This window comes from Mycobacterium sp. SM3041 (assembly GCF_039668335.1).
In the GTDB taxonomy this organism is placed as follows: domain Bacteria; phylum Actinomycetota; class Actinomycetes; order Mycobacteriales; family Mycobacteriaceae; genus Mycobacterium.
On record NZ_JAYXBQ010000042.1, the window covers coordinates 38615 to 64229 of the forward strand.

Here is a 25615-nt window from a genome sequence, read left to right on the forward strand (position 1 = left end):
GATGTATCGGCGGCGTTTCCGGCGCGCGGCGACTGCGTTTCCGACGTGTTACACCAGCCTCACATGGGTATTTGGGGCGTGGTTCCCCGTGAAACAAGTGGCGGTTAGACGCTGGTGGTTCCGGGTATCAGGGTGTTCATGTTGAAGCGCACAACTGCAGCTGCCGCCCTGCTCACTGCACCCGTCTTTGTGCTGGCCGCCTGCAACTCCTCCAACCAGAACACGTCGAAATCATCGACCTCGGCGCCGCCCACGACCTGGACCCAGGCCAATCCGTCTGCGCTGAACGTCGTGCTGAAGACATCTGATGGCAGACCCGTCGCGAACGCCTCGATCGACTTCACCGACGGCTACGCCACCGTGACCGTGGAGACCACCGGCGGCGGCATCCTCGCCCCGGGTAGCCACGGCATGCACATTCACTCCGTCGGCAAGTGCGAGGGCGACTTCACCTCGGCCGGCGGCCATCTGCAGGTCGCCGGGCATACCGGGCATCCGGCGAGCGGCGACCTGACGCCGCTGAACATCCGCGGTGACGGCACCGGCAAGGTCGTCGCCACGACCGACGCCTTCACCGAAGCGGGTCTGAAGGGGCCGGAAGGCAGTGCGCTCATCATCCACCAGGGGCCGGACAACTTCGCCAACATCCCGCCGCGCTACACGCACAACGGGACGCCGGGCCCGGACGCCGAGACACTCGCGACCGGTGACGCCGGTGGGCGCGTGGCGTGTGCGGTGCTCGCCCCCGCTGGTTCTACTTCGTCTTCGTCGCCGTCTACTTCGACGTCGACCGCGACCGTCACCGAGACGACGGGCGTGCCGGTGGCGCCGCCGGTGACGTCATCGAGCGCGACTTCGACGTCCACTTCCCCGACGTCTACTACTCCGTCGACCACGACCACTACTTCCACGACGGTGCCGACCACGACCACGACGATTCCCACCAGCCCGGTCGCGCCGGTGAACCCGATGCCGGGTGGCTGAGTTCTGGGGTTTTCGTTGACCCTGACGTGAGGGCGCAGAAGTACGAGTAGGCCCTGGCCTGGTTACAGGGTCAACGGCACTAGGCGGCCCCTGCGCGTTGAGCCTGTGCCTACGGCGTGAAACGCCGACGAGCGAGCACCCTCACCGCGGACTCAGCACTCAGGTGGCGTTGACTGCGAATCGAGGCAGCCTGCTACTCGCAAAAGTTCTGCGTCAGTTCGCAGTCAACGAAGCTAGGGCTTGACGAAGTTCAGGTACGACCGCGAAGGCGTCGGGCCACGCTGACCCTGGTACTTGGAGCCGACCTTGTCGCTGCCGTAGGGGTGCTCGGCGGGGCTGGTCAGGCGGAGCAGGCAGAGCTGACCGATCTTCATACCTGGCCACAGGGTGATCGGCAGATTGGCTACGTTCGACAGCTCCAGCGTGATGTGCCCGGAGAAGCCCGGATCGATGAAGCCCGCGGTGGAGTGCGTCAGCAGACCGAGTCGGCCCAGTGAGCTCTTGCCTTCGAGACGGCCCGCCAGATCGTGTGGCAGCGTGCAGGTTTCGAGTGTCGAGCCGAGTACGAACTCGCCCGGGTGCAGCACGAAGGGTTCGCCTTCGGCGGGCTCGACCAGGGTGGTCAACTCGTCCTGCTGCTGCGCCGGGTCGATGTGCGTGTAGCGGGTGTTATTGAAGACCCGGAACAGGCTGTCCAACCGGACGTCGACGCTGGAGGGTTGCACCATGGCGTCATCGAACGGGTCGATGCCGAGACGTCCAGCAGCGATTTCAGCCCGAAGATCGCGATCTGAGAGGAGCACGTGGGGAGCCTATCGGGCTGGGTTGATATCCTGCAGCGGCACCATGCCGATGTAGTTCAATGGCAGAACATCAGCTTCCCAAGCTGAATACGCGGGTTCGATTCCCGTCATCGGCTCCACATACATGCAGGTCAGGGCCCTATAACGGGTCCATCAACCAACCTCGAATCGGCCGAATCCCGTATTTTCCCCGTAAATTGGGTCAGCCAGCCCTGTTGCTAGCCCATTCGTCCAGCACAATGCTGGTATCCGGCCCCGCGGTAACCCGCTGCACGTAGTGCTTTTCTGTCGTCGCGATCTGCGCGTGTCCGAGTTGCTGCTGTGCCGCCTCTACCCCGAGTAGGTCGCGCACGGCCGTGCCATTGGTCTTGCGCCCAGCGTGCAGGTGGAACCAGTGGAGGTTCTCGTGCGGCTTGAGCGCCTGCCGCAGTGAGTCAGCGATGTTCGCTCGACTGAGCAGTCCACCATTGCGGTTGGTGAGCACGACGCCGTCTGTGCCGCCGTTTGGCCCCGTAACCCCGTACAGGTCGGTGAGTACCTTCGCGGCGAACTTCGGCAGCGTCACCGTGTGCTCTGGCGCGTGGCCTTTCCTCCATGGCTGCCGGTGAATCGGCTTGCCCGCGATTCGGCCTGACTCCACTACCGTCCCGGTGATCGTCACGGTAGGAGGATCCGCAAGTAGGTCTACGTCCTCCCACCGGATTGCGAGTACCTCGGATGGCCGCGCCCCGGTCGCAACGAGCAGCTCGACGTAGGCCGGCAGCATCGGAGCCCGACGCGGCCCCGGCCCTTTACGGTCGCAGAACGCCCTGACAGCCTGGCGCACCTGTTCGAATTCGATCGCTGTCAGCGCCCGCACTGGTTTGCGTTCGACCTTGGCAGTCTTGGTTTCCCGGATCGGGTTGTGCCTAACGACATCGAATCGGGCTGCGAGCCCGTACATGCCGACCAGGATGATTCGCATGTAGGTGGCGGCCGACGACGGCAGTGCCTTGAGGTGGGCGTCGGCGCGGCTGGTCGTCAACTCAGCGATCCGCAGCGCACCGAGCTGCTGCTCGCCGTGCAGCCGCCACGCATCTCGGTAGATAGTCTCAGTTCGCTCGCCAATCCGATCCTCCGCTACCTTGACCGGGATCCAAGCCTCAAAGAGCTCGGAAAGCGTTGTGCGCCGGTTGATTACACCAGTCGGCTCCCCCGCCGCAAGCTCAGTCTGGATGCGCCGCTTTAGTTCTCGGCGCGCGTCCTCCGCCGACTTCCGCGACGTGGCTTCGCGCTCTCTCAGCTTGCCGCTGTGCAACCGCACATACGTTGTGGCGTAGAAGATCTCACCTCGCCGCGAGTTGGTGATCTTTCCGTGCTCTCCAGGCGCGAGTCGCTGTCGGGGCATCAGGCCTGCCGGCCCAGCTCTTCTAGGATCATCGCGCGGCGCTCCTTGAGGCCCACGATCATCGCTCGGTATCTATCAGCGTCAGCTGCGATCTTGTCTTTCAGCTGGTCTGCCATCTGAAACCGAATTGGCGCCTGCTCCGCCTGAAACAGGCTGTCCTCCAGGGCTTTTAGCTCGTCGTTGACCTCAGCGAGCAGTCGCTGATAGTACGCCGCGCTGTCGATTCGGCGCACCTGTACGGGCAGGCCGTTGGTTGCACGCACAAGCCACCCGAGCCAGTCAGCCTCTAGCGCCATGCCGAGTGCGATCAATTCCGGCACCGTGACAACTTGCTTCCCCTCCTCGATCCGCGAGATTGCGACCCGATGGATCGGCACCCCAAGGCCTTCGGTGGCAGCTGCCAGTTTTACAGCGGAAATGCCTGAGGCTGCGCGCGCAGCAGATATCTCTTGCCCGATCCTCGTCACGAGTTCCGCCGGCCAAGCCGTACTGTCGTCCATGACGACATCTTTGCACGCATCTTCTGTTGCGTACAACGACGGACATGTTAGTGTCACCGCGTACAACAACGTATTCGCCAAATGTGTCGCTATGGGCGACACATTTGGTTTCAGGAGGCACTCGGCGTGACAAGCAAGACGAACAACCTGAACGACATACAGCAGATTTGCGAACGGCTCGGAGTTGGCCGCACCACGGTGTACAGACTCTTGAACACGGGCGCGCTCGGCCAGGTCCGCGTCGGCCGAAGACGCTTCAGCACGGACAAACAACTGGACGACTACATCAGCAAGCTCGAAGTGGTCTGCACTAGCTCGGAGAGCGCCTGATGCGGAATCGACCGAAATCAAGCCAGCCGGGCGGAGTTACGTCACCCAAGAATGAGCCCGCGGCGATCGCTGCCCGCCTCGCGTCCGCATCGCAGTGTTTTCCGTTGCGGCACAGCGATGTTGGCGGTCGCGCAGTCCGCGACTCGGTCGTTGTCGCAGAAACCGACGGTGCCGCGATCCATGTCACGGTGACCGACCACGACGGAACCCAGCGCAGCTATCTGGCCGAATTCCGTCCGTCCGCGACCGCGGCGGTGGCTCGATGACCGCCCTCGACCGAGACCGGCCGAGGCTGACGGTCGTTGGAGGCACTGCGTGGCGTCCCATTCCCGTTTGCCGACGTGTCCCACCGCCGATCGACCCGCTCGAAGCAGCTGCTGCGGACCTGCCATTCGAGCTTCACCGCGAGGAAGTCGACGCAGTGATTGCGCTCTTCCGCCTGATCAGTTCGACCCGCGGTCGCGAGCGTACGATCGCGCGGCGGTGATGCGGGTCTGAGCGGCCAACTAGTGGGGGAAGTCATCGGCGCAGCCGACGAGTTGCGCGCCATCGGCCTGCCGCCGGGCGCGTTCCACGCGCTGCTGGCCATCGCAGAGAAGGCCCACGCGGACACGAGGCAGGGATCGGTCCGCTGGGACCACATTCGCTCGACCATGTACGCGAGCAATTCGCTGCGGTCGGCGGAGCGAGCGGTGAAGGCACTCAAGGACGCGGGCCTGATCCGCGTTGTCCAGCGCGGATTCAACAACCAGGCCGGCACCGCGCGGGCCCCGATTTATGAGGTCTGCGCCCTGCCGGTTTCCGCCACTCATGATGGCGGGTTCGGTCCGAGCGTTTCCGCCACTCAGGGTGGCGGGTTCGATGCAGAGGCGAACCCGCCAAATCTGCGAGCGAACCCGCCAAAATCGGGGGGCGAACCCGCCACCCATGGTGTCGGACTTGACGGTTCTATTGACGGTTCTATTGACGGATCTAACGCGCGCTCCACGCGCGCGAGGCGGCAACGTCAGCAGCCGACCTTCGGCGAAATGGTCCGCGGCAGACCCGACGCGCCCCTCGATCCCCCTCCCCCCGACGCAAGCATCGTGCCTCTGTCCGCGACCTCCGCCGCCGACCTAATTCGTGAGGAATTGCCGCCGAGCGCCTACCAACCCGCGACGCTCACCGCCCTTCGGTTCGTCGTCGCGGAACTCCTAAACACGGGAAACGACGCTGAGGTCGTCCGAGACGCACTCCGCCTTTGGGACGCCCACCCGACAGCAGGTCCTGGGCTTCTGCGGTCGCTCATGGCCGAGGCGTCAAAAGCGCGCCGCCCTTTCGGCAAAACCGGCGTCGGAAAACCGACTCGGAAGGCACTCGGCTACGAGCTGGCCGGGGCTGAACTCCTAGCAGAAATGGGATACGAGTGACCAAGCGAACCGGGTGTCCGACGAACACCACGCCAATCGGGCCTCAATGCCAACGGGTGCCCTCGTGACGCAACTTGGGCCGGCCTACGAGGCGACGGGCGCGGCCCTGGTTTCGTGCCCGAACTGCGGAGCTGCCGTCGGTGACTGCTGCATGACAAACGACGGCGTGCGCCGTGTCCGGGGTCGTCGGGTGCCGTGTGTGCAGCGGCTGCTCGCCGCTGAGCGAGCGGGCCAGCGCCAGGTGGGCGACGAGTGGTCGCCGACGTCGGTCCTGGCTTCGACACCGGATGCCTGCGGCCGCGTCGACGCCTTCACTGAACCACTTCATCCGCGAGAGGAACCCCAATGAACTCCGAGGTGTCAGGCGCCGACTGGCTGAGATACGCCGCAGCGATCGGTTGGCAGGCCGTCGGGATGGCCACCGGCGCCCTCGAGCGCGCTGCCGGAGACAATCCTGACCTGTTGACCGTGGCGACCGGGTTCGACGCGACAGCCGCGGAGATCGGCACCATCATGACGCGGTCGGGCGACATCGAGTGGTACGACGCGGGCTGGCCGGTGGCCACCGTCGTCGACTTCGAGGATTGCGACTGCACGTGGGCGCATGTGTGGCATCCCGACCCGATACATGACCGCAATCGCTATCAGCCTGAGCTGGCACTGATTTCGTGCCCCCACGGCGGCGTGCACCGGCTGATCGCGATGCTCCCAGGCATGATCGAGACCGCCACAGAGGCGGCGCCTGGTGGATGAAGAGCGTGTCGTCGAGGTTGCCGGTGTCAGCGGGGTCATGATCTCGCGGCGGGTCGCAGCGCAGATCGTCGATGTAGTCGACGTGCTCGAGGAGCTTCTACGCCGGCGCAGCAGCGTTCTACCGGCCTCGATCCGCGAGTTGCGGCAGGAATTGGACTACCACAGCAGGGCTCGTGCTGAGCCTCGCGTGAACGCGAGCGCGCGAATCGATAGTGAGGCGTTGCCGCACGATTCGACTGCAGTGGTATCCGTCGCAACCGCGGCCGGGCAGCTCGGCATTACGCAGGACGCAGTCCGATGGCATTGCCGGCGTGGATGTTTCGCGCGGGTGGCATTCCGGAAGTCCGGACGTTGGTGGATACCAGAGGCGGACGTGAACGCAGTAGCAGCTGCGCGACAACAGATTTGAAGGGTGGCACCAAGTGGACGACTTGACGTACCGCGGGGATGGCAGGTATGGCCCGTCGGCCTACGAGGCCGAGGTCATTCAACGGAAGCGGGAAGCCGCCGAACAGTCCGCCCAGAGTCCGTCGCCGGACCAGGAACCCGACGTCAGCCCGAGCGAGCCTCGGTCGCAATCCACACCTTCAGGAGGTCAAGCCACGATGACAATGTTTTCTGTAAAAGAGCCGGCTACGTACGCCAAGGGCGGCGGCCAGTCCTACTTCCGCGACCTGATCCGATCATCGATGCGGAGCGGGGGCCACGTCGAGGCCGACGAGCGTCTGCGCCGGCACAAAACCGACGTCGCGACCGACAAGGCCTATCGCGCCCTGGATACCACTCCCGGCAACGGTGGGCATTTCGTTCCGCCCATCTATTTGGTCGACCAGTACGTGGCGCTGGCCCGCGCGTCCCGCGTCTACGCCAACCTTGCGACCAATCAGCCGCTGCCGGCCGGTACGAACTCGATCAACTTCCCCCGGATGAAGTCCGGGACGTCGGTCGGCATTCAGGCCGCGGAGAACACCCCGGTGGCGAGCGCTGATCCCGACGAGGACGAGATCGAAGCCAAGGTGCGGACCATCGCTGGTGACACCGACGTTTCGCTGCAGCTGCTGGAGCAGTCGCCCGTCAACTACGACGAGGTGATCTTCCAGGACCTGTACAGCGACTATGCGATGAAGCTGGACGTCCAGACTCTTCGTGGCACCGGTGCCGGCGGTCAGATGCTGGGTGTTCACGCGACCCCGGGCATCGGAACCATTGCGATCGCGGGTGGCGTGACCCTGGCGAAGTTCTACGCCGCGGTGGCCGACGCGATCCAGCGCGTGAACACCGGCCGCATGCAGGCCGCACAGCACATCGCCATGCACCCGCGTCGGTGGGCCTGGATGACCGGCATCCTGGACGCCAACCAGCGGCCTCTGGTCGTGCCGTCGGCGCAGAGCCCGCAGAACTCGGTCGCCGCGTTCGAGCGCGTCACGCCTGAGGGCTTCGTCGGTTCGATGCAGGGCCTGCCCATCGCGCTGGATCCGAACATCGGCACTACTTACGGCGCAGGCAACGACGAAGACGTCGTCTACGTCCAGCGGTCCATGGACAGCCTCCTGTACGAGTCGGGCATCCAGTCTCGAGTGCTCAAGGAAATCGGCGGCAAGAGTCTGACCGTGACCCTGCAGGTCTACGGCTTCGCCGCGTTCACCGCAGAGCGCTACCCGACATCGATCGTGGAAATCGGCGGGCTCACGGCACCTGTCTTCTGAGCTTGGCCTCCGTAGGACTGGGGCGGAGGCTAAAGGTCGCGCAGCCCCTGGGCGCGACCCGGGAGGAATCCCTTTGCGGGGGCTGGGGCTTTTGGCGCTCCCTTTCACCCAGCACCGCTGAGGGGTTCGGTTCGGGGAGCTGCTTGGACATAGTGCCCACTGATGGCCAATCAGCTCCCCGAACCACCGTCGTGCGAAAGGCGAAGATATGAGCAGCAATGCCGTTGAGCTGGCCCAGGTTTGGGTGCCGCTCATGCCGGAGGCGTCTCGGATCGCCGCGGGCGTGGAGAAGATCGGCAAGGAAGCCGCCACCCGGTTCAACCGGCAGACGGCCGTCATGGGCGCCCACATGGCGAAATCAATCGACACGAACGGCGCGAAAGTCGTTGAGTCGCTGCGGCAGGTCGAGCGCCAGACGGTCGCTGTGCAGAAGGCACGCAAGGCCGACGCCGACGCTCTCGGCCGCCTCGAGCTCGCACAGAAGCGCTACCAGCAGGTCACGAGTAATGCGAAGGCGACGGAGCTGCAGCGGGCCACCGCCGCGGAGTCGGTGGCGCGTGCGCAGCGCACGCAGGAGCTGACCGCTGACGGCCTGACTCGGGCGACCAAGGGGCTCACGCAGGCGCAGAAGGCCCAGGCCTCGGCGCAACGTGAGGCGAACGCCGCGCAGGCTGCCGCGAGCCGGTCTGGCGCGAGAACGCCTCTCGGATTCAATTTTTCGGCCGCCGGGCAGCAGGCCGAACAGGCCGGTACCGAGTCGGCCACCCGGTTCGCCGCCGGATTCAAGAAGGTGATCGGCCCGGCGATGGCGTTGGTCGGTGGCGCGGGTCTCTTCTCGACCATCAAGCAGTCGGTCAAGGCCGGCGTCGACATGGAGTCGAACTTGAACCGGCTGCAAGGCGTCACTGGGGCGAGTGCCCAGATGATGGCCAAGGCGTCGGAGAAGGCTCAGCAACTCGGCGCCGACACCACCATTGTCGGCGCCTCCGCAGCGGACGCCGCAGCGGCGATGCTCGAGCTCGCAAAGTCCGGCCTGAACATGAATCAGGCGATGGGCGCGGCCCCCGGCACCCTGCGGCTCGCCGCCGCCGCGTCGATCGACGCCGCCACCGCCGCCGAGGCGCAGGGCAACATCATCAACGCCTACCAACTCAAGGCCGAGGACGCGAACCACGTCGCGGACGCCCTCGCAGGTGTGGCCAACGCGGCAGCCGGCGAGGTACCTGACTTCATGCTGGGCCTGCAGCAGGCCGCAACGGTGGCGCACGGCTTCGGCATCTCCATGGACGAAACTGTCTCAGTGCTCGGCCTTTTCGCGAACGCGGGCATCAAGGGATCGGACGCCGGCACGTCACTGAAGACGATGCTCACCCACCTGGCGGCGCCGTCGGATCAGGCCGGCAAGGCCATGGACGCGCTGGGCTTGAACATCCGGAATACCAAGGGCGAGTTCGTCGGGATGCGCGAGCTGTTCCGGCAGATCGGCGAGGCGTCGAGCCGTATGCGCCCCGACGATTTCCAGGAGAACGTCGCAACGGTGTTCGGCACCGACGCGATCCGCGGCGCGATGATCGCCGGTCAGCAGGGCATCCAGACACTCGACAAGATGACGGCGGCAGTCACCAAGGAAGGAAATGCGGCGGCGATGGCCGCCGCCAACATGCAGGGCGTCCCCGGCGTCATGGAGAAGATCTCCAACGCTACCGACGGCGCCAAGCTGGCCTTCTACGACCTGCTCAAGCCTGCGTTGCAGTCCGGCGGCGACAAGCTGCTGACGGTGATCCAGGGCATCGGCGATAGCTTCGTCAGCCTCAAGAAGGGAACGGCCACAGGCGGATTGGCCGTCGTCGCTGACGTCTGGCGCGATATCTCCGGTGCCGCAAAAGATCTCGCGCCCACCCTCGGCAAGGCGATCAAGGCGCTCGCTACCGGTGCTGGTGGCGTCGCGGTCGTTGGCTGGCAGGCGCTCGGCATGGCGATCAAGGCCGTCGAGCCGCCGCTTCGCATCATCGCTGACCTGTTCGGCAGCAACCAATGGCTGTCGACCGGCCTCATGGCGGCAATCGCGATGTTCATCGCAAAGACGAAACTGATTCCCCCCGTGCTTAATTCGGTCAACAGCACCGTCACGCGGGCCAAGGGAGTGTGGTCGGAGCTGCGCACTCCGCTCAACGACGTCAAGGACAGGACGACTGGCCTGGTCACGCAGCAAGGACTGCTGACGCGCGCCACCGAGGGCACTCTCGGCCCGGTGGGCCGCATGCGCGCGGCCTACCTGGAGGGGGCGCAGCAGGCCAAGACGTTCGCGCAGAACAACACCTTCCTGCGCACCCAGTTGGTCCAGAATGTTGGTCCGCTGCAAAGGATTCAGCAGGCCGGGTCGAACGCGGTGACGTCGATCAGGGGCATGAGCACGGTGATGGGTGCCGCTCGGGCGGCCGGATCGGGCCTGTCCATGGCTGCCGGTGGACTGATGTCGGCACTCGGCGGCCCGTGGGGCATCGCGATCATGGGCGCTACCGCGCTGGTCGGTGGACTCGCTGCGGCACACGCCGACGCGGCGCGGAAGGCCGGCGAACAGCAGGCCGCGGAGAACGCGCTGAAGGACACGCTGGCCGCCGGGCGCCTGACGGACAAGACCCGCAAGGACATCAACACCGCGCTCGGCGAGCGCAAGGACGGCGCGCCATCGGCGCTGGATCGCGAGCAGTCGTTCAAGCTGCCGGCCGGGACGGTCCTCGGTGCCGCGACGGGCAGCGACTCGGCGCGGGCGCTGCTGAACAAGACGCTGACCGACAACCTCACGGCTGCCGGTAAGGGCAACGGCGATGTGCAGAAGATGCTCGACACTGCGCAGGCGGCCGGTGTCAGCACCGAGGAGCTGTCCAAGGCGCTGTCCAAGGAGGGCTTCAACTGGGACATCGTCACCCAGAAACTGAAGGCGTACAACGACGCCCAGCAGGCAGCGCTCGAACGGGAGCACCCCGGCGGGAAGGTCGAGCGGACCTATGAGCCGGTGCTGCGTGACCTCGACCAGTTGCTGGACAAGCTCCCCGATGCTGCCGAGTCGGCCGCGACGATGAACCAGGCCATGAATCAGCAGGCTTTGACTGCGACCCGTGCAGCAGAAGGCTGGGCGCAGGAAAACCGCTCCCTCAACGGCGTATGGGAGGCCTCGGCACGCGGCGTGGAGGCGTTCAAGGCCCTCGGCGCCGCGGTCGTCGCGGTGCCGTCCGACAAGCAGGTCGTGGTGAGCGTCCCCGACGACAAAAAGGCTGCGTTCATGCAGCAGATGCGCGACATCGGCAACACCGTCGAGCACCTGCCGGACGGCCAGATCGTGGTCACCGCGAACGACGACGCGGCGGTGGAGCGCTGGAAGGCGTACGTCAAGAAGGTCGAGGGCACGCCGGTCCAGGTGCCGATCGAGCTGCAGGTGCAGAACTACGACGCCGCGCTCAAAGCGTGGGTCCAGCGCCTGCAGTCCGGCCAGAACCCGGGCGCGATGCCACAGGCACCGGTCACGCCCGGCCAGACGATCGGCGGCCGCGCGACCGGCGGCCGGATCGACCCGTCCGGCCGAATCAGCGGGCCTGGCAGCGGCACAAGCGATTCGATCCTCGCGCAGGTGATGGGCGGTGGCTTCGTCAAGGTGTCCAACAAGGAGTCCGTCAACACCGCGGCGTCGACGGCGAAGAACTGGCCGCTGATCAACGCGATGAACAACGGCTACGTCCCACCGATCTCCTTGCTGCGCGACCTGTCCGGGTTGAAGGGATACGCCGACGGCGGCGGCTTCGCTATCGAGGACGCCGCCGAGTCTATGGTGGGTACCCCCTACAGCCAGGCGTTGCGCAACGACTGCTCCGGATCAATCGCGAAGCTCATCAACGCTGGTCTCGGCGACGGCGGCGACGGTCTGATGACCACGAAGAACGCTGCAACTTGGCTGGCTGCGCGCGGCTTCAAGACCGGCAACGGACCTGCTGGATCGCTCCGCGTCGGCTGGTACGACCACGGACCAGGCAACAACGACGGCCACATGGCCGCGACACTCCCCGACGGCCGCAACGTCGAATCTGGCGGCAAGAACGGCGTTTTCACCCTCGGCGCTGGCGCTGCGGGCGCATCGGACCCACAGTTCGACCAGCACATGTACCTGCCCGAGGAAGCCCTGTACCCGGAGGGTTCCGGCGGTTCTGGCGGTGGCGGCTTCGGCGGCGGGAGTTACGGCAGTGGGGGAGGCGGCGGCTACGGCGGCTCGGGCGGGGGCCCGACCCGCGCTGAGCAGCGAGCGCTGCGCAACGCCGCGCAGAAGGTCGACGACACCGCCAAGGCGGTCGAGATCGCCAAGCAGCACCTGGACGAGGTCAACGCCAACCCCAAGGCGAAGCCGTCGGCTCAGGCAGCGGCGCAGGAGCGGCTGAACAAGGCCGAGCGCGAGCACCAGGACGCCCTGGACGACCAGGCATCCAAGCAGGAAGAGGTCAACGAGAAGTCCGCCAAGCGCGGATCCCGCGGCACCGGCCGGGGTGACGGGGCCGGCGACGGCGGCCCGGACGGCAAGTCGTTCGGCAAGGACCTGCTGTCCGGGGCCATGGAGGTGCTCGGCTTCGACGGCTCGGTGTTCTCCGACCCGACCCAGTGGGGCATCTGGAAGCTGTTCACCGGCGGCGCGAATTACGTTGGCGGACTGCTGAAGAACTTTGGCGGTGGACCGGACGGCCAAGGCGACCAGCGCATGCTGCGCCCGCGCCCGGGAGACGACCCCAACCGCACCCAGCACTACGGCAACGGCGCCATGCCCGGGCCCGCTGGTGCCGGCGGTGACGGCGGACTCGGCAGCGTCGGCATGGGTTTGCTCGACTCCGTGCTGCCCCAGGCATCGGACTGGCTGCCCAACGCCACCAACGGCGGCGGCACCACCAACACCAACACGACGAACAACTCCAACAGCAACAACACCACCAACACGGGCGTCGCGATCTACGGGCCGGTCACGATGCAGCAACCCACCAACGCGCCGCCGCCCGACCGGATGGCCACGCGCCAGTCAGGACTGCCGAAGTGACAACCCCGGCGAAGATGGCAGAGGCCCTGTACCGCGCTGGCTGCGCGCCGTGGGACATCGGTGGATCCCAACCGATGATCCGGCGACTCGTCGCGCTCGGCGCTGTCCAGGGCCGCGTGCTCGACCCTGGCTGCGGAACAGGCTGGCACGCCATTGAGTACGCCCGGGCGGGTTGTGCCGTCACCGGGATCGATGCAGCGATGCCGGCCATTGCGACGGCTCGCCGCAACGCCCGTGGAGCAGGAGTCACTGTCGACTTCCAGATCGGTGACGTCGCCACCGTTCTCGATGGCTACGACGAGGCTCAGTTCGACGTCGTCGTGGACAGCAAGTGCTACGACAACCTCGATCCGGCAGCCCGACGCCGATACCTCGCTGGTCTACGGCACGTCCTCAAGCCCACCGGCAAGCTGTTCCTGTACGCCTTCGGAGGCGGACACATCAACGGGGTGCACAACCACGAGCTGGAAGATCTACGCCCGCAAGAAGCCTTGCAGGACAAAGGATTTCGTGTAACGTACGTCGGCGACACTACCTACCAGCTCGACGCCACACGCTGGGAACCGATCTGCAGCGAATGCCCACGGCGGCTACCGAAGGACCGCATGACCATCCCGGTCACCGAAATCCACGCCTGCGCCGCGAAGGAGTGACGATGGCTGAGCGCCGCCAACTGCCGCCGCAGATCAAACGGATCGAACTGGACGCCCGGGCCGGCGGCCGGCCCGTTGTTCGCTACCAGCTCACCGTCGACGTCGGATGGGACGGCCCCAAGCGGCTGCGGTTCCGCAAGCGATACAAGACCGAGCGCGAAGCCCGCGACGCCCTGGACTCGATTCGGGGCGACGTGGTCAGAGGCATGTACGTCCACGCCAACAAACGGACGATCAACCATGCGTGCGACGACTACATCGCCGGCAAGGTCGCCGCCGATCGGAAGCGATCGACCGTCAACGGTTACGAGGAGAAGCTGACGGTTGTGCGAGCGGAGCTCGGCGCCATCTTGGTGCAGAAGCTCACCAAGCGGCACCTCGACGACCTCGTGACCGCACTGAGGGCCGGGGGCCTGTCCTCCCCCACCGGCCAGACGCGGAAACCCTGGTCGCCACGGTCGATCAACTATCTGCTAGGACTCCTCGACTCGATCCTCGAGAGCGAGAAGAAGCAGGGCCACGTCGTGCGCAACGTGGCCGCCCTGGTCGACCGCGCCGACGCGGATCCGAAGCCGCCAGACACGCTCACGCCAGAAGAGGTCGAAACCGTCGAGAAGTACTTCACAGGCGACCAGTACGCGATCGCGTGGACGCTGGCGCTGTGCGGCATGCGACGCGGCGAGATCGCCGGACTGCGCTGGGAGCACGTAGACCTTCACCGCGGCACGCTCACGGTCGCCAAGACACGGCTGCGGTTCGGTAAGCACCTCGTCGAGGACACCCCGAAGTCGCGCGCCAGCCGACGCGAGCTTCCGCTGCCCGATCACCTGGCGGCCGCGCTCAAGACAGCCAAGGCGCTCCAGGCCGCCCAGCAGCTCGCGCTGGGCCCTGACTACCAGGCGTCCGGGTTCGTCGTCGTCAACGAAGCCGGGGAGGCTCTGAGCCCGCACACGTTGACCTCGCGGTGGGCCCGGCTGCTCAAGGCGGCCGGCGTCCGGCACGTCCGGCTGCACGACGCCAGGCACACCTGCGGGACCTCAATGCACCTGAAGGGCGTACCCATCGCCGTCATCGCAGCGTGGCTGGGGCATGCGTCCAAGGCCTTCACGATGCAGACCTATGTCCACTCCCAGCCCCAGGCTTTGGCCGCCGCCGCGCAGAGCTTCGCGCGAGTCGATAGCTGACAGCAATATCGACCTGACTCACCTTGCCGACGGCACCTACCATCGGCACTTATGGACAAGCGCCGCCGCACCGAGGCCGACTATGAGGCAGCGGCTGCCGACTACGCCGCCAACCCGCCAACCGCCGACGAGGTGCGCTCGATCGAGTTCGGCCCCGGTCTCCCGGGCGAACGCCTCACCGACGCGGACTATGCCGAGCTGGCCGCCGACTACACCGCCAACCCGGTCCGTCCGGACGAGGTGATCGGACCCGTAACGATCAACCCCTCCCACCTGCGCGACGCACCGTCGTCCGACAACGACGAGCCGTCCGAGTAGCGCCTGGGTCGCGCCGCCCGCGTGCCCGCCACCCGGCTGTTAGCTGAGCCCGACCAGGTGACCGAGCCGGCAAACACCCGCTGACCTGCGGCATTCGAACACCCGGCGTGGGACCGGCGGCTAGGCCGACGCCCACACTGCCCGCTGGTTGCCCCTCAGTGCCTCGTGGCTGGCCATGGTCCACATGAGCCGAGCCCGGCGAGCTGGCGGCCCTCCGGCCCCACCGGCCCCCGTGCGGGGGCTCCGGCGTCCGGCCCGAGGGGGGAGGGGGGTCGAAACTTCGTTCGAACCCCCAGCCGGCCCCTCGCCGCGGCAAGGGCCCTCTCCCCCCGAGGTGAAAGTGGACGTTTCGAACACGGGCCGGGCATCCAGCTAACTCTCGCCATCATCAAATAATGGTCGGCTATTTGCTGCGATACTCAAATGTGGCGTGTCGTCCGCAAATGTCGGCCGATCGAGGAAAATGGACACCGATGAAAGCGGCTGACCGGGCGGAACGTGACGAGCTGGTGCTGGCGCTGTTCGCCGCCGGCCTGTCGCTGCGGCAGATCGCCGACCGGGTCGGGCTCGCGTCTCCCCAGTCGGTGTCGAACATCGTTCGCCGCGAATCGCCGCGCCATCGGACGCTGATCGGGGCCGCTGGCGCCATCTTCATCGAGCGCACCGAGGCGCTGCTGCGGGCCAACATGCCGGCCGCGCTGCGCGGTGACTACAAGGCGGCGCTGATCGTCGATCGAGTTCTGCGGCGGCAGATGCTGTTCTACAAGCTCGACGGCACCAACAGCAGCGAGGACTGATCCCGGAGCGTCCGCTCAGCCCCTCGCGGCGCGGTAGTGATCCCGGATGTTCTTCGTGTCCCCGAGATAGCCCAGGGCGATGCAGTACGTCACCACGAAGTCCTCGTCCAGGCCAGCAGATTTGAACACGGCCATCGAGGCCTGGGGGATGTGCCGCTCGCGGCCGCGCTGCGCGCCCGAGGAGAGCTCCCGGGAGCTCATCAGCAGAAACCGGAATTCCTCGTCCAGCTCCTCGTCGAGAGGCGGGGTGGGTTCACCGGTGCCCGCGTTGAACGCCTGGACCGCGGTCGCCCAGCCTTCGAAGGACAGGTGATCGCCCCACTGGAACACGATGAGTGTGTGGTCCTTGGCTCGGCTGACGCAGTCCTGAAGCTGAGGCTCACGGGGCCACGCAGCGACCACAAGGCCGTGCCGGCGCTGCCCAGGACTGCGGCTAGCGACGTTTGGCGCGTTGCGGGCCATCGTGGCCAGCACCTTGGGCGAGCTGGTCTCGTTGCTCTTGAGCGGCGTGAAGATCTCGCGTTTCCGGTATTCGTCGTCCCCGACGTTGTCGTCGATCCAGGTTGCGAGGCGGTGCCCCGCATCGTCGTCGTACATGAACTCCCACGGGAGCCAGGCTCCCCGGTGTGCGATATGTGCGTGCATCACCGGGACGCTACCGCTGGGGTACGACACCTCTGCGCCCGTCGATGCACCCAGCGGCCTGGTCCGCCCCAAGGGGTTAGCAGGCACTCCGTATTTTCCCCGCATAATCGCCAGAGTGTCCGCTGGTGTCGCGTGGTGTCCGCTGGTGTCACGAAATGGCGTAATCGGTTGTGGCACAAAACATCAGCGGACACGGCACGACACCAGCGGACACTGCGACCCCAAGCTGAATACGCGGGTTCGATTCCCGTCATCGGCTCCACGAAGGTTGAATCTCCGTCACAACGGATACTTTGTGCCCCATGGATGTGCGCGCGATCGGCAAGGGCCTGGGCAGCTTGGACCGTGAGGTCTTCGAAGCAGTAGCCGAGTCGCCGAGCCCACTCCTGGACGCCACTATGCCCCGCCTGACCAGGGCCGCCGACCATTCCAAGCTGTGGTTCGCCATCGCGGCCGGTATGGGCGCGTTCGGCAGCCAGTCGGTGCGACGTGGCGCCGCACGCGGCGTCGTCAGCCTCGCGGTGACCAGCCTGGTGACCAACCAGCTCGCCAAACGAATCTGGGTCCGGCCGCGCCCGGACCGCACCCTTATCCCGCTGGTCCGGCGGAGCAAGCGTGTGCCCACCTCCAATTCCCTGCCATCAGGGCACTCCGCGAGCGCCGCGGCGTTCGCGGTGGGCGTCGGCCTCGAATCCGCGCCGGCCGGTCTGCCGCTGGCACTGCTCGCCGGCCTGGTCGGACTGTCGCGGGTGGCCACCGGCGCGCACTATCCCGGTGACGTGTTCGCCGGCTTCGGCATCGGCGCCGCCATCGCGGTCCTGGGCGCGCGCATCGTCCCGACCATTCCGGCCACCACCCTGCCGACGTCGGAGCCATTGCGGTTCCGCACCGAGCCCAGGCCGGAGGGCGAAGGCGTGGCACTGGTGATCAACCCGGCGTCCGGCGACGGGACGGGCAAGCGGGTCATCGATGAAGCCCGAAAAGCCTTACCGCGCATGGAAATCGTGGAGCTCCAAAAAGACAACGACATCGAGAAAGTGTTGCGGGAGACGGCCGCACGCACCGAGGTGCTCGCGGTCGGTGGCGGCGACGGGACGGTGGCATGCGCGGCGGGCATCGCCGTCGAGGCCGGCGTGCCGCTGGCGGTGTTCCCGGGCGGCACGTTCAACCACTTCGCCAAGGACATCGGTTGCGATTCGGTGGCCCGCACCGTGGAGGCCATCGCCGAAGGCTCCGCGGCCTACGTGGATCTGGTGTGCCTCAACGAGAAACGCATGGTGATCAACACCGCCAGCATCGGCGCCTACCCGAACTACGTGCGCACGCGCGAGAAGCTCGAACGGCGGATGGGCAAACGCCTGGCCGGCATGTACGCGTTGTACCTGACGCTGCGCAAGGAAGCCCCGGTACGAATCAGCTACGACGACAAGACACTTGAGACCGAACTGTTCTTCCTGGGCAACTCGACGTACTTCCCGTCCGGCTTCGCCCCGTCGGTGCGGCCGCGCCTCGATGACGGCCTGATCGACGTCCGAATCCTGGAAACCGGGCGCCGGTTCAGCCGGCTGCGCATCGCGACGGCGGTTCTGTTGGGCCGGCTGGAACGCAGTCCGCTGTATCACGAACTGCAGGTGCCGGAGTTCCGGTTCGTCGCGGTCGACGGACCCACCACCGTCGCCTACGACGGCGAGGTGGGAGAAGCGCTGAGCGAGGCCAGCTTCACCGTGCGGTACCGGGCGCTGCCGGTGTTTCGTCCTCTGCACTGACCATTGGCGCGCACGGCAACTCATGGACGGTTGCGCCATGCAAAGCCAACCAACTGGTTCCACACACCCATCGCATTCGAATGTATGATCGAAGACGTAGCCGCAGCGCCTCCAACAGCAGGTTCGGGGTGAGGTATCGATAGAAGTGCAGAATAGAGACAGCTTCAACGGTCTTGGGGTGGCAGATACCGATGTCTGCCACAATCTCGGCATGGCTCCCCCACTATCGGTATTAGACCGAGAGATGTATTCGGAGGCCGAAGCTGCTCGCCTACTGCGGGTCGCACAGGGGACATTGCACTACTGGTTGGAAGGCAAGACCACCCGAGACGGTCACATATATCAGCCCGTGATCCGCCCCGAACCAACGAAGCGGCGGACGGTGACATGGGCAGAGTTTGTTGAGGCTGGACTACTCAGTCAGTACCGCCAGCGAAACGTTGACCTCGACGAGGTCCGTCGTTTCATCGCCGTCCTACGTGAGAAAACGGGTCACCCCTACCCTCTAGCGTCCGAGCGTCCGTGGGCTCTGAACGGGCGCCTTTTGGTGGAGGCTCAACAGGAAAGCGAGCTCCCCCCGGAGTACTGGCTCTACGCGCCGACCGATGGTCAGCTCCTCCTACGGACTCCGGCCGCTCAGAGCTTTCTTGATCGAGTGACCTTCGAAAGCGATGAAGCCGTCTTATGGCGGCCCGCGGGCACGGATTCTCCTGTGGTCATTGACCCCGATTCGCGGTTTGGTCGTCCGTCCGTAAATGGCATCAGCACATCGATCATCAAGGAGTACTCCGACGACGGTTACGGCTATGACGAGATCGCTGAGGAGTTCAATCTAGATATTCGCGATGTGGAACTTGCCGTCGCGTACGAGCTTGAAGTCAAGTCGGCATAGGCGACTAACAAAGAGCCATTTGCCCGTGAAGAATGCTGAAGTCCGCTTCTATTTCGACGCAGATATCCTCGGGCTGGCGCACGTCGTCTGCCGACTCCGCGCGGACTGCACTTATCCTGCCGACCCAGGGCGGACGATCAAACGACACGCACGTCCGCCGTGCGAAATTCCTCAGCGCGCTAAAGATCGCGAATGGATCCCTGCGGTCGCCGAACGTGGTTGGGTCGCAATCACACGGGATGCCGATATTCAAACGCATCTGAGTTTGCTGCAGCTCGTCAAGGAGTACGGACTGAGGCTGGTCACGTTGTCAGGCAAGGAGGCGGTCGCTCCATGGGAACAGTTGGAGATTCTCATGCCCCATTGGCGCAAGATTGAGGAGATCCATCAGCGACAAGGGCCGATGATACTGGGCGCGACCCGCACGTCACTCCGCTACATCAACATTGACGCGGCAATCGGAAAGATCCGCGACGGACGTCAGCAGCCTGGTGATCGCAATCCCCACAGGAGTAGCGGGCCGCCAACGCTCTTCTAGCGGAGTCAGCCTCCATCGGGCTTGTGGGTCTCCCGAGCACCAGTCAAGTCCGAATGCACAGTCCAACAATGGGTCGACCAGCAATTACGGACACCGACTCCGTTGTCAAGCCAACGCGCGCAAGGCATTTGCGTCCGGCGGCTGGCCGACCAGTTCCGCCCCTGAGAGGCCCCTAGGGCCGCATCTCGTACGCACCGTCGTACGCCGCCACCTGTTCCCAGACCCGGTCGAAACGACCCACATCGGCAATCGGTTTGCGGATCGCCGCCAAGGCCCACTCCTGTTGCGCCACCGTTGAACTCGGCTTGCCGTGCAGCGCAACGGCATACGACGAGAAGTCACGGATCTGGAAGTCGAAGATCTGATCCAGCAGGTCGTGGTCGAGACCGGTCAGTTCGGCCTGTTCCAGGATCAACTGCCCGTAGACGACGAGCGTGAACAGATGCCCGACGACCAGAACGAAGTCGAGGTCGCGCTGCTGGTCGGCGTCGGGCGCCGCGGTCAGCAGCAGGTCCTTGAAGGCCTGCACCTGCTCGTAGAAGCGGGCCACGTTCGGCACCGCGAGGTTCCGCTCGTACACCGGCGCCCAGTCCGCGAACTGCACCTTGGAGGCACCGCGCGCGGGCCCCTGCGCCCAGAAGAACACGTCATCGGCCGCGTCGTCGCGGGTGCCGATCTCCGGGTAGCTCGCCGGGTTGAACATGTAGTTCGGCATGAACTTCAGGATCTGCGCGACGTTGACGTGCACCGTGCCCTCGAGCCGGGGCAGCGCACCGATGAGGCGGTTGACCTCGTTGAAGTAGGTGTTCTTCTCGAATCCCTTGGCGGCCAGCACATCCCACAGCAGGGTGATGACGCGCTCACCCTCGGAGGTGACCTTGGATTTGGTGACGGGGTTGAACAGGAGGTAGCGACGGTCGTCGAGGCCGGCGCTGCGGAAGTAGTCGATGGCGCGGTCGCTGAACAGCTTCATCGCGATCAACCGGGCATAGACGTCGACGAATGACGCACGCACATGCGGGAAGTCGGTCACCGGGTTGCCGTAGAGGATCCGGTTGTTGGCGTGCGTGATCGCCTCGTAGAAAGCGTGCTCGCACATGCCGATCGAGCCGCTGCACAGGTTGAACTTGCCGACGTTGACGGTGTTGAGCGCCGCCGAGAACGCCTCCGGCCCGGTGCAGAGGATGTCCTCCTCGTGCACCGGATAGTCGTTGAGCCGGAACGTGCTGACGAACATCTGGCCGTGCACGACGTTGTCGATCAGTTGGTAGTTCTGGTGGCCGCTGTCCGCGACGAACCACACGTAGCCGTCGGGCCCGTCGACGTCGGTGCGGCGCGAGAAGACCGACACCATGCCCGCGACGTTGCCGTTGCCGATGTAGTACTTCTCCCCCGACGCCCGGAACACGACGCCCTCGTCGGACGTCGGCGTCAGCAGCATGTCGGTGTTGTAGATGTCGGCGCCGTGCTCGCGTTCGGACAGCGCGAACGCCATGACCCCGCCCGCCTCGAGTTGGGCGGCGGCCCGCTCCTTGGCTTTGATGTTGTCGCTCTGCCAGATCGGGCCGAGGCCGAGGATGGTGACCTGCTCGGCGTACCAGTACGCGAGCCCGTAGAACCCGAGGATCTCGCTGAGCACGGCGTTGCGGGAGGTGTCCCAGCGCTTGTTCGGATCACCGTCCGCGAATTCCGACGGCGTCAGGAACGTCGCGAAAACGCGCTCCCGCTTGATGAATTCGAGAAAGTCGGCGACCCAGGTGGCGTCCAGATCGTCCTGCAGCAACCGCACCTTGCCGCGATCCTCGAACCAATCGATCAGCGCTCGCAACTGACGCCGCGTCTCGGGATCGAATTGCTGGGGGTCGAAATCGTTCGGGTTGAGCAACAGGCCGCGAGAGTTCGGCATGGGTACCTTCTTCGGTCCGGGTTTGGCACGAATCTAGCGCCCGGACGCTCGTGGGACCGCGGATTGCGCGTACTTATCCGAGGGCCACGCCGAGCTCCTCGGCGAACACCCTGATCATGTGCTGCACGCCAATCTCGTTGCGGCCGATGATCATGTGGTCGTGCTGGCCGTGCCTGACGCCTTCCCCGCACTGGGGCAGCATGGCGAAGTCCTCGTCGACGACCGCGGCGTGGACGTTGTCATACACCTGGTCGTACACCGCGCGCATCTCATCATTGGTGGCCGGCACACGTCCCATCCAGCTGTGCCGGACCGTGCACCGGGTCGGTTCGCCGGCCGGCAGGATGTCGATGATCTCGACGCCGACCGGGCTGTTCGCCAGGATCAGGTTGGGATAGATCCAGTAGATGACGCCCATGTTCTGATGCGGGTCCCACGACCCCGACGGGTCCTCGGCAAGGTTGGCAACCCAGGTGAAGGGAAAGCCGATGCGATGGTGCTTGCCGTACTCGTCGTAAACCCCGGTGTTGGGCAGGGTGTTCTGCCCAATCACGCTCTCGCCGTGGACAAATGGGAAGTGATACCCCTCGGCGAACGCTTCCAGGGCGCCCTTCCACGACACTTGGGACTGGAACTCCTTCTCCGTGTGGTAGCCGTATGCGGCATAGTTCATCAGCTCGAGTTCCGGCCCGATGGGCCCGAGATGGCCATCGACGTCGATGTCGGCGCCGGCAGTCAGTACGGCCCAGATGAAGCCATGTCGCTCCTGGCTCGGCAGCTCAACCAGTCCGTAATCGGCCTTGTCCATCGAATCGAACCCCGCCCTGCCGGGAACGGTGAACAGTTCGCCGGTGTTCTTGTAGCTCCACGCGTGGTACGGGCACGTGAACCGGGCGGCGTTACCGGAGCCGCAGGCCGGCTTCGCACCGCGATGCCGACAGTAGTTGAGTAAGACGTGACTGACGCCGTCACGGTCGCGGGTCACCAGTAGCGAGTCGCCCAACACCGAGCGCACGACATAGTCGTTGACGTTGGGAATCTGGGCCGACGGCACGATCGCCAGCGGCACCCGGCGCAGCACCTGCGACTCCTCGATTTCCGTGATCTTCGGATCTCGGTAGTAGTGCAACGGCACCCGGAGTTCGCGGTCAGCCATGTCCGTCGTCTTGTCGACCGCATGACGCAAGGCGCGCCTGGTCAGTGCCTCGTCCTGATTGCTGACCGGTCCTTCGGCGATCGCCGTCATCGCTGACCTCATTTCACGTTCGGCAACATTCGGACCATACATCAGTGGCACTATGTATGGTCAAGAGTCGGTGACGTTCAGCGATGAGCGGCGGGATGGAAGTATGCGGTGATGCGCAGACACGGCTGGTCTGGTGACATTCCCGTCGACGACGAGGAGGCGGTTCGCCGCATTGTCAGCGCGGCCCGCTCGTCGATCGACGCGCGTGGTTCGGTGAGCGTGTCCGATGTGGCCACTGAACTCGGTATCACCCGGCAGACCGTGTACCGCTATTTTCCGACGCTCGACGCGCTGATGGCGGGCACCGCGCTGTCGGCTGTCGAAGGCTTTCTGGACCGCTTGGCCGACGACCTGCAGTCGATCACCGACCCCACCGACGCCGTGATCGAAGGCATTGCCTACACCTTGGAACAGCTCCCCAACGACCGCTACCTGAGCTTGGTCATGCATCCCGGCAGGGCGAGTGCGTTCGCCGCGGGCGTCACCTCCGAGACGGCGATTTCCTTCGGCCGCTCCATCCTCGAACGTTTCCAAGTCGATTGGCCTGCAGCCGGTTTCAGTGGCCGGCAACTCGATGAGCTCGTCGAGTTCATGCTGCGCACACTGCAGTCGTTCATCCTGGATCCCGGCGGCCCTGACCGACACGGCAAGGAGCTACGCGCGTTCCTCCGCCGTTGGGTCGCGCCCGCCGTCCAGCTGCATCACGACACAGCCGCCCACACAGCTCCGTAGCCGCGCGGCCGGGCGACCCATCCCGGCATCTGAAACTCGCTCGCCCCCGGCCTCTCCCGCGTGCAAGCATGCCCACATGGCCAAGCAGTTCCCGGAGATCAACGACCGGTTCCGCACGTTCATCGCCGCGCAGAGCATCTACTTCGTGGCGACCGCAGCGCGCGACGGCCGGGTCAACCTTTCGCCAAAGGGCTTGGACTCGCTTCGCGTCCTCGGGCCACATCGGGTGGCCTGGCTGAACCTGACCGGCAGCGGCAACGAGACCTCGGCGCACCTGCTCGACAACCCGCGAATGACGTTGATGTTCTGCTCGTTCGAGCGCGAGCCGATGATCCTGCGGCTGTATGGCACCGCCCGTGAGGTCGCGCCCGGCGACGCGGACTGGGATGAGCTCTACAGCCAGTTCCCGCCGCACATCAGTGCCCGTCAGATCTATGACCTGAGCGTGGACATCGTCCAGACCTCATGCGGTTTCGGCGTGCCGCTCATGTCGGTCGAGTCCGAGCGCGTCCTGCTCGACACCTGGGCCGAGAAGAAGGGGCCGGAGGGTGTCGCCGACTACTGGCAGCAGAAGAACCTGTCGAGCATGGACGGCGCGCCGACGAAGCTGGCGCTGGGCTGAGCTCAGCCGGCGCAGGCGTCGGGGGCATCGACCCGCAGCGGGACATCGACGGGCACCGTATAGGTGACGACGACGTCGGCGGCACCGGTGTTCTCGTTGGCAACCCGGTGCGGTACCCCAGCGGGAATGAAAACCGCTTGGCCACTGCCGAACTCGGTCCCAGCGCAATCGCCCGCGGTCTGCAGCACGACACCGCCGGTGTTGATCACCGAATACTCGGTGCCGGGATGCGTGTGCCAGCCGCTGCTGGCGCCCGGCGCCAGCTTCAGTCCCTGAACGATGAGGGTCGACGGCGCGCCACCGGTATCGATGTCCACCGGAGCCGTGGTGTCGCCGCGCGCCAGGTCGGTCCGCACGACGTCACCCTCCGGCGGCGTCGCCGCTACGACGGGTGCCGACAACACGGCCAAGCCGAGTGCGGCACAGGCAATCCCAACGCGCAACTTTGTCATGCACCCACTGTGCGCGACGTCGGACGACCGCGTGTGGGTTTCGGCTACGCGACCATGACGTCGACCGACAGCCGCTCCCCGAGGGCGTAGACGGTCGGCCAGTCCTGATTCTGGGCGGCCGATTCCAGTGCATCGATGAGCGGGCTGTCCACACCCAATTCGGCCAGCCACGACGACACGGTGGCGGCGATCTGTTCCCCGGGCACCTCTTCGGCACGCCGGCCGTGCAGACGGTCGACCACCACGAAGGTCGGCGCGGCGGGGCGCCGGCGGCGGAAGTCGATGATGCTCATATCAATTGAACGAATCAGCCGTCAAAAAGGTTCACCCGGCCGGGCGCACCTAACGTGGTGTCATGGCTCGTTCGATGCGCGACCGCATGCTCGCTGGTGACCTGTACCTCGCCGATGATCCCGAATTGATCCGCGAGTCCAAACACGCACAGCGGCTCACCCACCGGATCAACGCGCTCGATCCCACCGACCTCGACGAACGCAACCGTCTACTCCGAGAACTCCTCGGCGCTTTCGGGGACGGCAGCGAGATCCGGCCGCCGCTGCAGTGCGACTACGGCTACCAAACGACCATCGGTGCACGCACTTTCGCGAACTGGGGGCTCATCCTGCTCGATGTCGCGCGGATCAGCATCGGCGACGATGTCCAGATCGGACCCAACGTGCAGCTGTTGACGGCCACTCACCCGCTCGAGCCGGGGCCCCGGAGAGACAAGTGGGAAGCGGCCGAGCCCATCACGATCGGTGACAACGTGTGGCTCGGCGGCGGCGTCATCGTGTGCCCCGGCGTCACGATCGGCGCCGACACCGTCGTTGGTGCCGGTTCAGTCGTCACCCGCGACCTGCCGCCGCGTGTGCTCGCCGTTGGCTCACCGGCTCGGGTGGTGCGCCAGCTGTAGACCACGAT

Annotated in this window: 25 protein-coding genes and 1 tRNA gene; 18 read left to right on the top strand and 8 right to left on the bottom strand. The window is 65.6% G+C overall.

Annotated features, from left to right (window positions below):
• Positions 1-138: 138 nt before the first annotated feature.
• Positions 139-984: a superoxide dismutase family protein gene (locus VXD91_RS11435; protein WP_212808105.1), complete on the top strand. Its 846-nt coding sequence runs from the start codon at positions 139-141 to the stop codon at positions 982-984.
• Positions 985-1217: 233 nt separating this feature from the next.
• On the opposite strand, the gene dcd is transcribed toward VXD91_RS11435, so the two are convergent.
• Positions 1218-1787 carry a dCTP deaminase gene (dcd, locus tag VXD91_RS11440; RefSeq protein WP_053854696.1) on the bottom strand — a complete coding sequence of 190 codons (570 nt, stop codon included), beginning with the start codon at positions 1785-1787 and terminating at the stop codon, positions 1218-1220.
• 45 nt (positions 1788-1832) lie between these two features.
• On the opposite strand from dcd, the gene VXD91_RS11445 reads away from it, so the two are divergent.
• Positions 1833-1906 (top strand) — tRNA-Gly (locus VXD91_RS11445).
• Positions 1907-1989: 83 nt separating this feature from the next.
• Here the strand turns inward: VXD91_RS11445 and VXD91_RS11450 are convergent.
• Positions 1990-3174 carry a site-specific integrase gene (locus tag VXD91_RS11450; protein WP_346415448.1) on the bottom strand — a complete coding sequence of 395 codons (1185 nt, stop codon included), beginning with the start codon at positions 3172-3174 and terminating at the stop codon, positions 1990-1992.
• Positions 3174-3674, bottom strand: a complete 501-nt coding sequence (locus VXD91_RS11455) for a hypothetical protein (RefSeq protein ID WP_346415449.1) — start codon at positions 3672-3674, stop codon at positions 3174-3176. The genes VXD91_RS11450 and VXD91_RS11455 overlap by 1 nt, the downstream gene beginning before the upstream one ends.
• Positions 3675-3821: 147 nt before the next feature.
• Here VXD91_RS11455 and VXD91_RS11460 point away from each other — a divergent pair, with 147 nt between their 5' ends.
• The 10 genes from VXD91_RS11460 to VXD91_RS11505 all read left to right on the top strand — a co-directional run bounded on the left by VXD91_RS11460 (position 3822) and on the right by VXD91_RS11505 (position 15895).
• A complete protein-coding gene (locus VXD91_RS11460; RefSeq protein ID WP_346415518.1) occupies positions 3822-4004 on the top strand; it encodes a helix-turn-helix domain-containing protein in 183 nt (60 codons plus the stop codon).
• 509 nt (positions 4005-4513) lie between these two features.
• Complete coding sequence (locus VXD91_RS11465; protein ID WP_346415451.1) at positions 4514-5413, top strand: hypothetical protein; 900 nt, start codon at positions 4514-4516, stop codon at positions 5411-5413.
• A gap of 64 nt (positions 5414-5477) precedes the next feature.
• Positions 5478-5762 (top strand): hypothetical protein, encoded by a 285-nt coding sequence (locus VXD91_RS11470; protein WP_346415452.1) that lies wholly within the window; start codon positions 5478-5480, stop codon positions 5760-5762.
• Positions 5759-6166 carry a hypothetical protein gene (locus VXD91_RS11475; RefSeq protein WP_346415453.1) on the top strand — a complete coding sequence of 136 codons (408 nt, stop codon included), beginning with the start codon at positions 5759-5761 and terminating at the stop codon, positions 6164-6166. The genes VXD91_RS11470 and VXD91_RS11475 overlap by 4 nt, the downstream gene beginning before the upstream one ends.
• Positions 6167-6771: 605 nt before the next feature.
• On the top strand, positions 6772-7872 hold the full coding sequence (locus VXD91_RS11480) for a phage major capsid protein (protein ID WP_346415454.1): 1101 nt from the start codon (positions 6772-6774) through the stop codon (positions 7870-7872).
• A gap of 208 nt (positions 7873-8080) precedes the next feature.
• On the top strand, positions 8081-12943 hold the full coding sequence (locus VXD91_RS11485; RefSeq protein WP_346415456.1) for a phage tail tape measure protein: 4863 nt from the start codon (positions 8081-8083) through the stop codon (positions 12941-12943).
• Positions 12940-13596 carry a class I SAM-dependent methyltransferase gene (locus tag VXD91_RS11490; protein ID WP_346415457.1) on the top strand — a complete coding sequence of 219 codons (657 nt, stop codon included), beginning with the start codon at positions 12940-12942 and terminating at the stop codon, positions 13594-13596. Before VXD91_RS11485 ends, VXD91_RS11490 begins: the two co-directional genes overlap by 4 nt.
• A 2-nt stretch (positions 13597-13598) precedes the next feature.
• Positions 13599-14780: a site-specific integrase gene (locus VXD91_RS11495; protein WP_346415458.1), complete on the top strand. Its 1182-nt coding sequence runs from the start codon at positions 13599-13601 to the stop codon at positions 14778-14780.
• A 51-nt stretch (positions 14781-14831) separates the two neighbouring features.
• A complete protein-coding gene (locus VXD91_RS11500; RefSeq protein ID WP_346415459.1) occupies positions 14832-15098 on the top strand; it encodes a hypothetical protein in 267 nt (88 codons plus the stop codon).
• A gap of 473 nt (positions 15099-15571) precedes the next feature.
• Positions 15572-15895, top strand: a complete 324-nt coding sequence (locus tag VXD91_RS11505) for a hypothetical protein (RefSeq protein WP_346415460.1) — start codon at positions 15572-15574, stop codon at positions 15893-15895.
• 15 nt (positions 15896-15910) lie between these two features.
• Here the strand turns inward: VXD91_RS11505 and VXD91_RS11510 are convergent, their stop codons facing one another.
• Positions 15911-16540, bottom strand: a complete 630-nt coding sequence (locus VXD91_RS11510) for a hypothetical protein (protein WP_346415461.1) — start codon at positions 16538-16540, stop codon at positions 15911-15913.
• A 302-nt stretch (positions 16541-16842) separates the two neighbouring features.
• On the opposite strand from VXD91_RS11510, the gene VXD91_RS11515 reads away from it, so the two are divergent.
• The 3 genes from VXD91_RS11515 (at position 16843) to VXD91_RS11525 (ending at position 19736) form a co-directional block, all read left to right on the top strand.
• Positions 16843-18306, top strand: a complete 1464-nt coding sequence (locus tag VXD91_RS11515) for a bifunctional phosphatase PAP2/diacylglycerol kinase family protein (protein WP_212808072.1) — start codon at positions 16843-16845, stop codon at positions 18304-18306.
• A 178-nt stretch (positions 18307-18484) separates the two neighbouring features.
• Entirely contained in the window at positions 18485-19198 is a 714-nt protein-coding gene (locus tag VXD91_RS11520) for a hypothetical protein (RefSeq protein ID WP_212808070.1), read from the top strand.
• Between the two features lie 25 nt (positions 19199-19223).
• Positions 19224-19736 carry a hypothetical protein gene (locus VXD91_RS11525; RefSeq protein ID WP_212808069.1) on the top strand — a complete coding sequence of 171 codons (513 nt, stop codon included), beginning with the start codon at positions 19224-19226 and terminating at the stop codon, positions 19734-19736.
• 172 nt (positions 19737-19908) lie between these two features.
• Here VXD91_RS11525 and VXD91_RS11530 read toward each other — a convergent pair whose 3' ends face one another.
• Both VXD91_RS11530 and VXD91_RS11535 read right to left on the bottom strand, forming a co-directional pair.
• Positions 19909-21642, bottom strand: a complete 1734-nt coding sequence (locus VXD91_RS11530; protein ID WP_346415462.1) for an acyl-CoA dehydrogenase family protein — start codon at positions 21640-21642, stop codon at positions 19909-19911.
• A gap of 73 nt (positions 21643-21715) precedes the next feature.
• Positions 21716-22888 carry an SRPBCC family protein gene (locus VXD91_RS11535; RefSeq protein ID WP_346415463.1) on the bottom strand — a complete coding sequence of 391 codons (1173 nt, stop codon included), beginning with the start codon at positions 22886-22888 and terminating at the stop codon, positions 21716-21718.
• 111 nt (positions 22889-22999) lie between these two features.
• Between VXD91_RS11535 and VXD91_RS11540 the strand changes: the two genes are divergently transcribed.
• Together VXD91_RS11540 and VXD91_RS11545 are read left to right on the top strand one after the other, a co-directional pair.
• On the top strand, positions 23000-23620 hold the full coding sequence (locus VXD91_RS11540; protein WP_346415464.1) for a TetR/AcrR family transcriptional regulator: 621 nt from the start codon (positions 23000-23002) through the stop codon (positions 23618-23620).
• Positions 23621-23696: 76 nt separating this feature from the next.
• Positions 23697-24242 (top strand): pyridoxamine 5'-phosphate oxidase family protein, encoded by a 546-nt coding sequence (locus VXD91_RS11545; RefSeq protein WP_318984701.1) that lies wholly within the window; start codon positions 23697-23699, stop codon positions 24240-24242.
• Between the two features lie 2 nt (positions 24243-24244).
• On the opposite strand, the gene VXD91_RS11550 is transcribed toward VXD91_RS11545, so the two are convergent.
• Positions 24245-24694 (bottom strand): cupin domain-containing protein, encoded by a 450-nt coding sequence (locus VXD91_RS11550; protein ID WP_346415465.1) that lies wholly within the window; start codon positions 24692-24694, stop codon positions 24245-24247.
• Between the two features lie 44 nt (positions 24695-24738).
• The gene (locus VXD91_RS11555; protein ID WP_073696691.1) at positions 24739-24987 is read right to left on the bottom strand and encodes a hypothetical protein; all 249 of its coding nucleotides are present in this window, start codon (positions 24985-24987) and stop codon (positions 24739-24741) included.
• Between the two features lie 62 nt (positions 24988-25049).
• On the opposite strand from VXD91_RS11555, the gene VXD91_RS11560 reads away from it, so the two are divergent.
• A complete protein-coding gene (locus VXD91_RS11560) occupies positions 25050-25607 on the top strand; it encodes a sugar O-acetyltransferase (RefSeq protein WP_346415467.1) in 558 nt (185 codons plus the stop codon).
• Positions 25608-25615 lie beyond the last annotated feature (8 nt).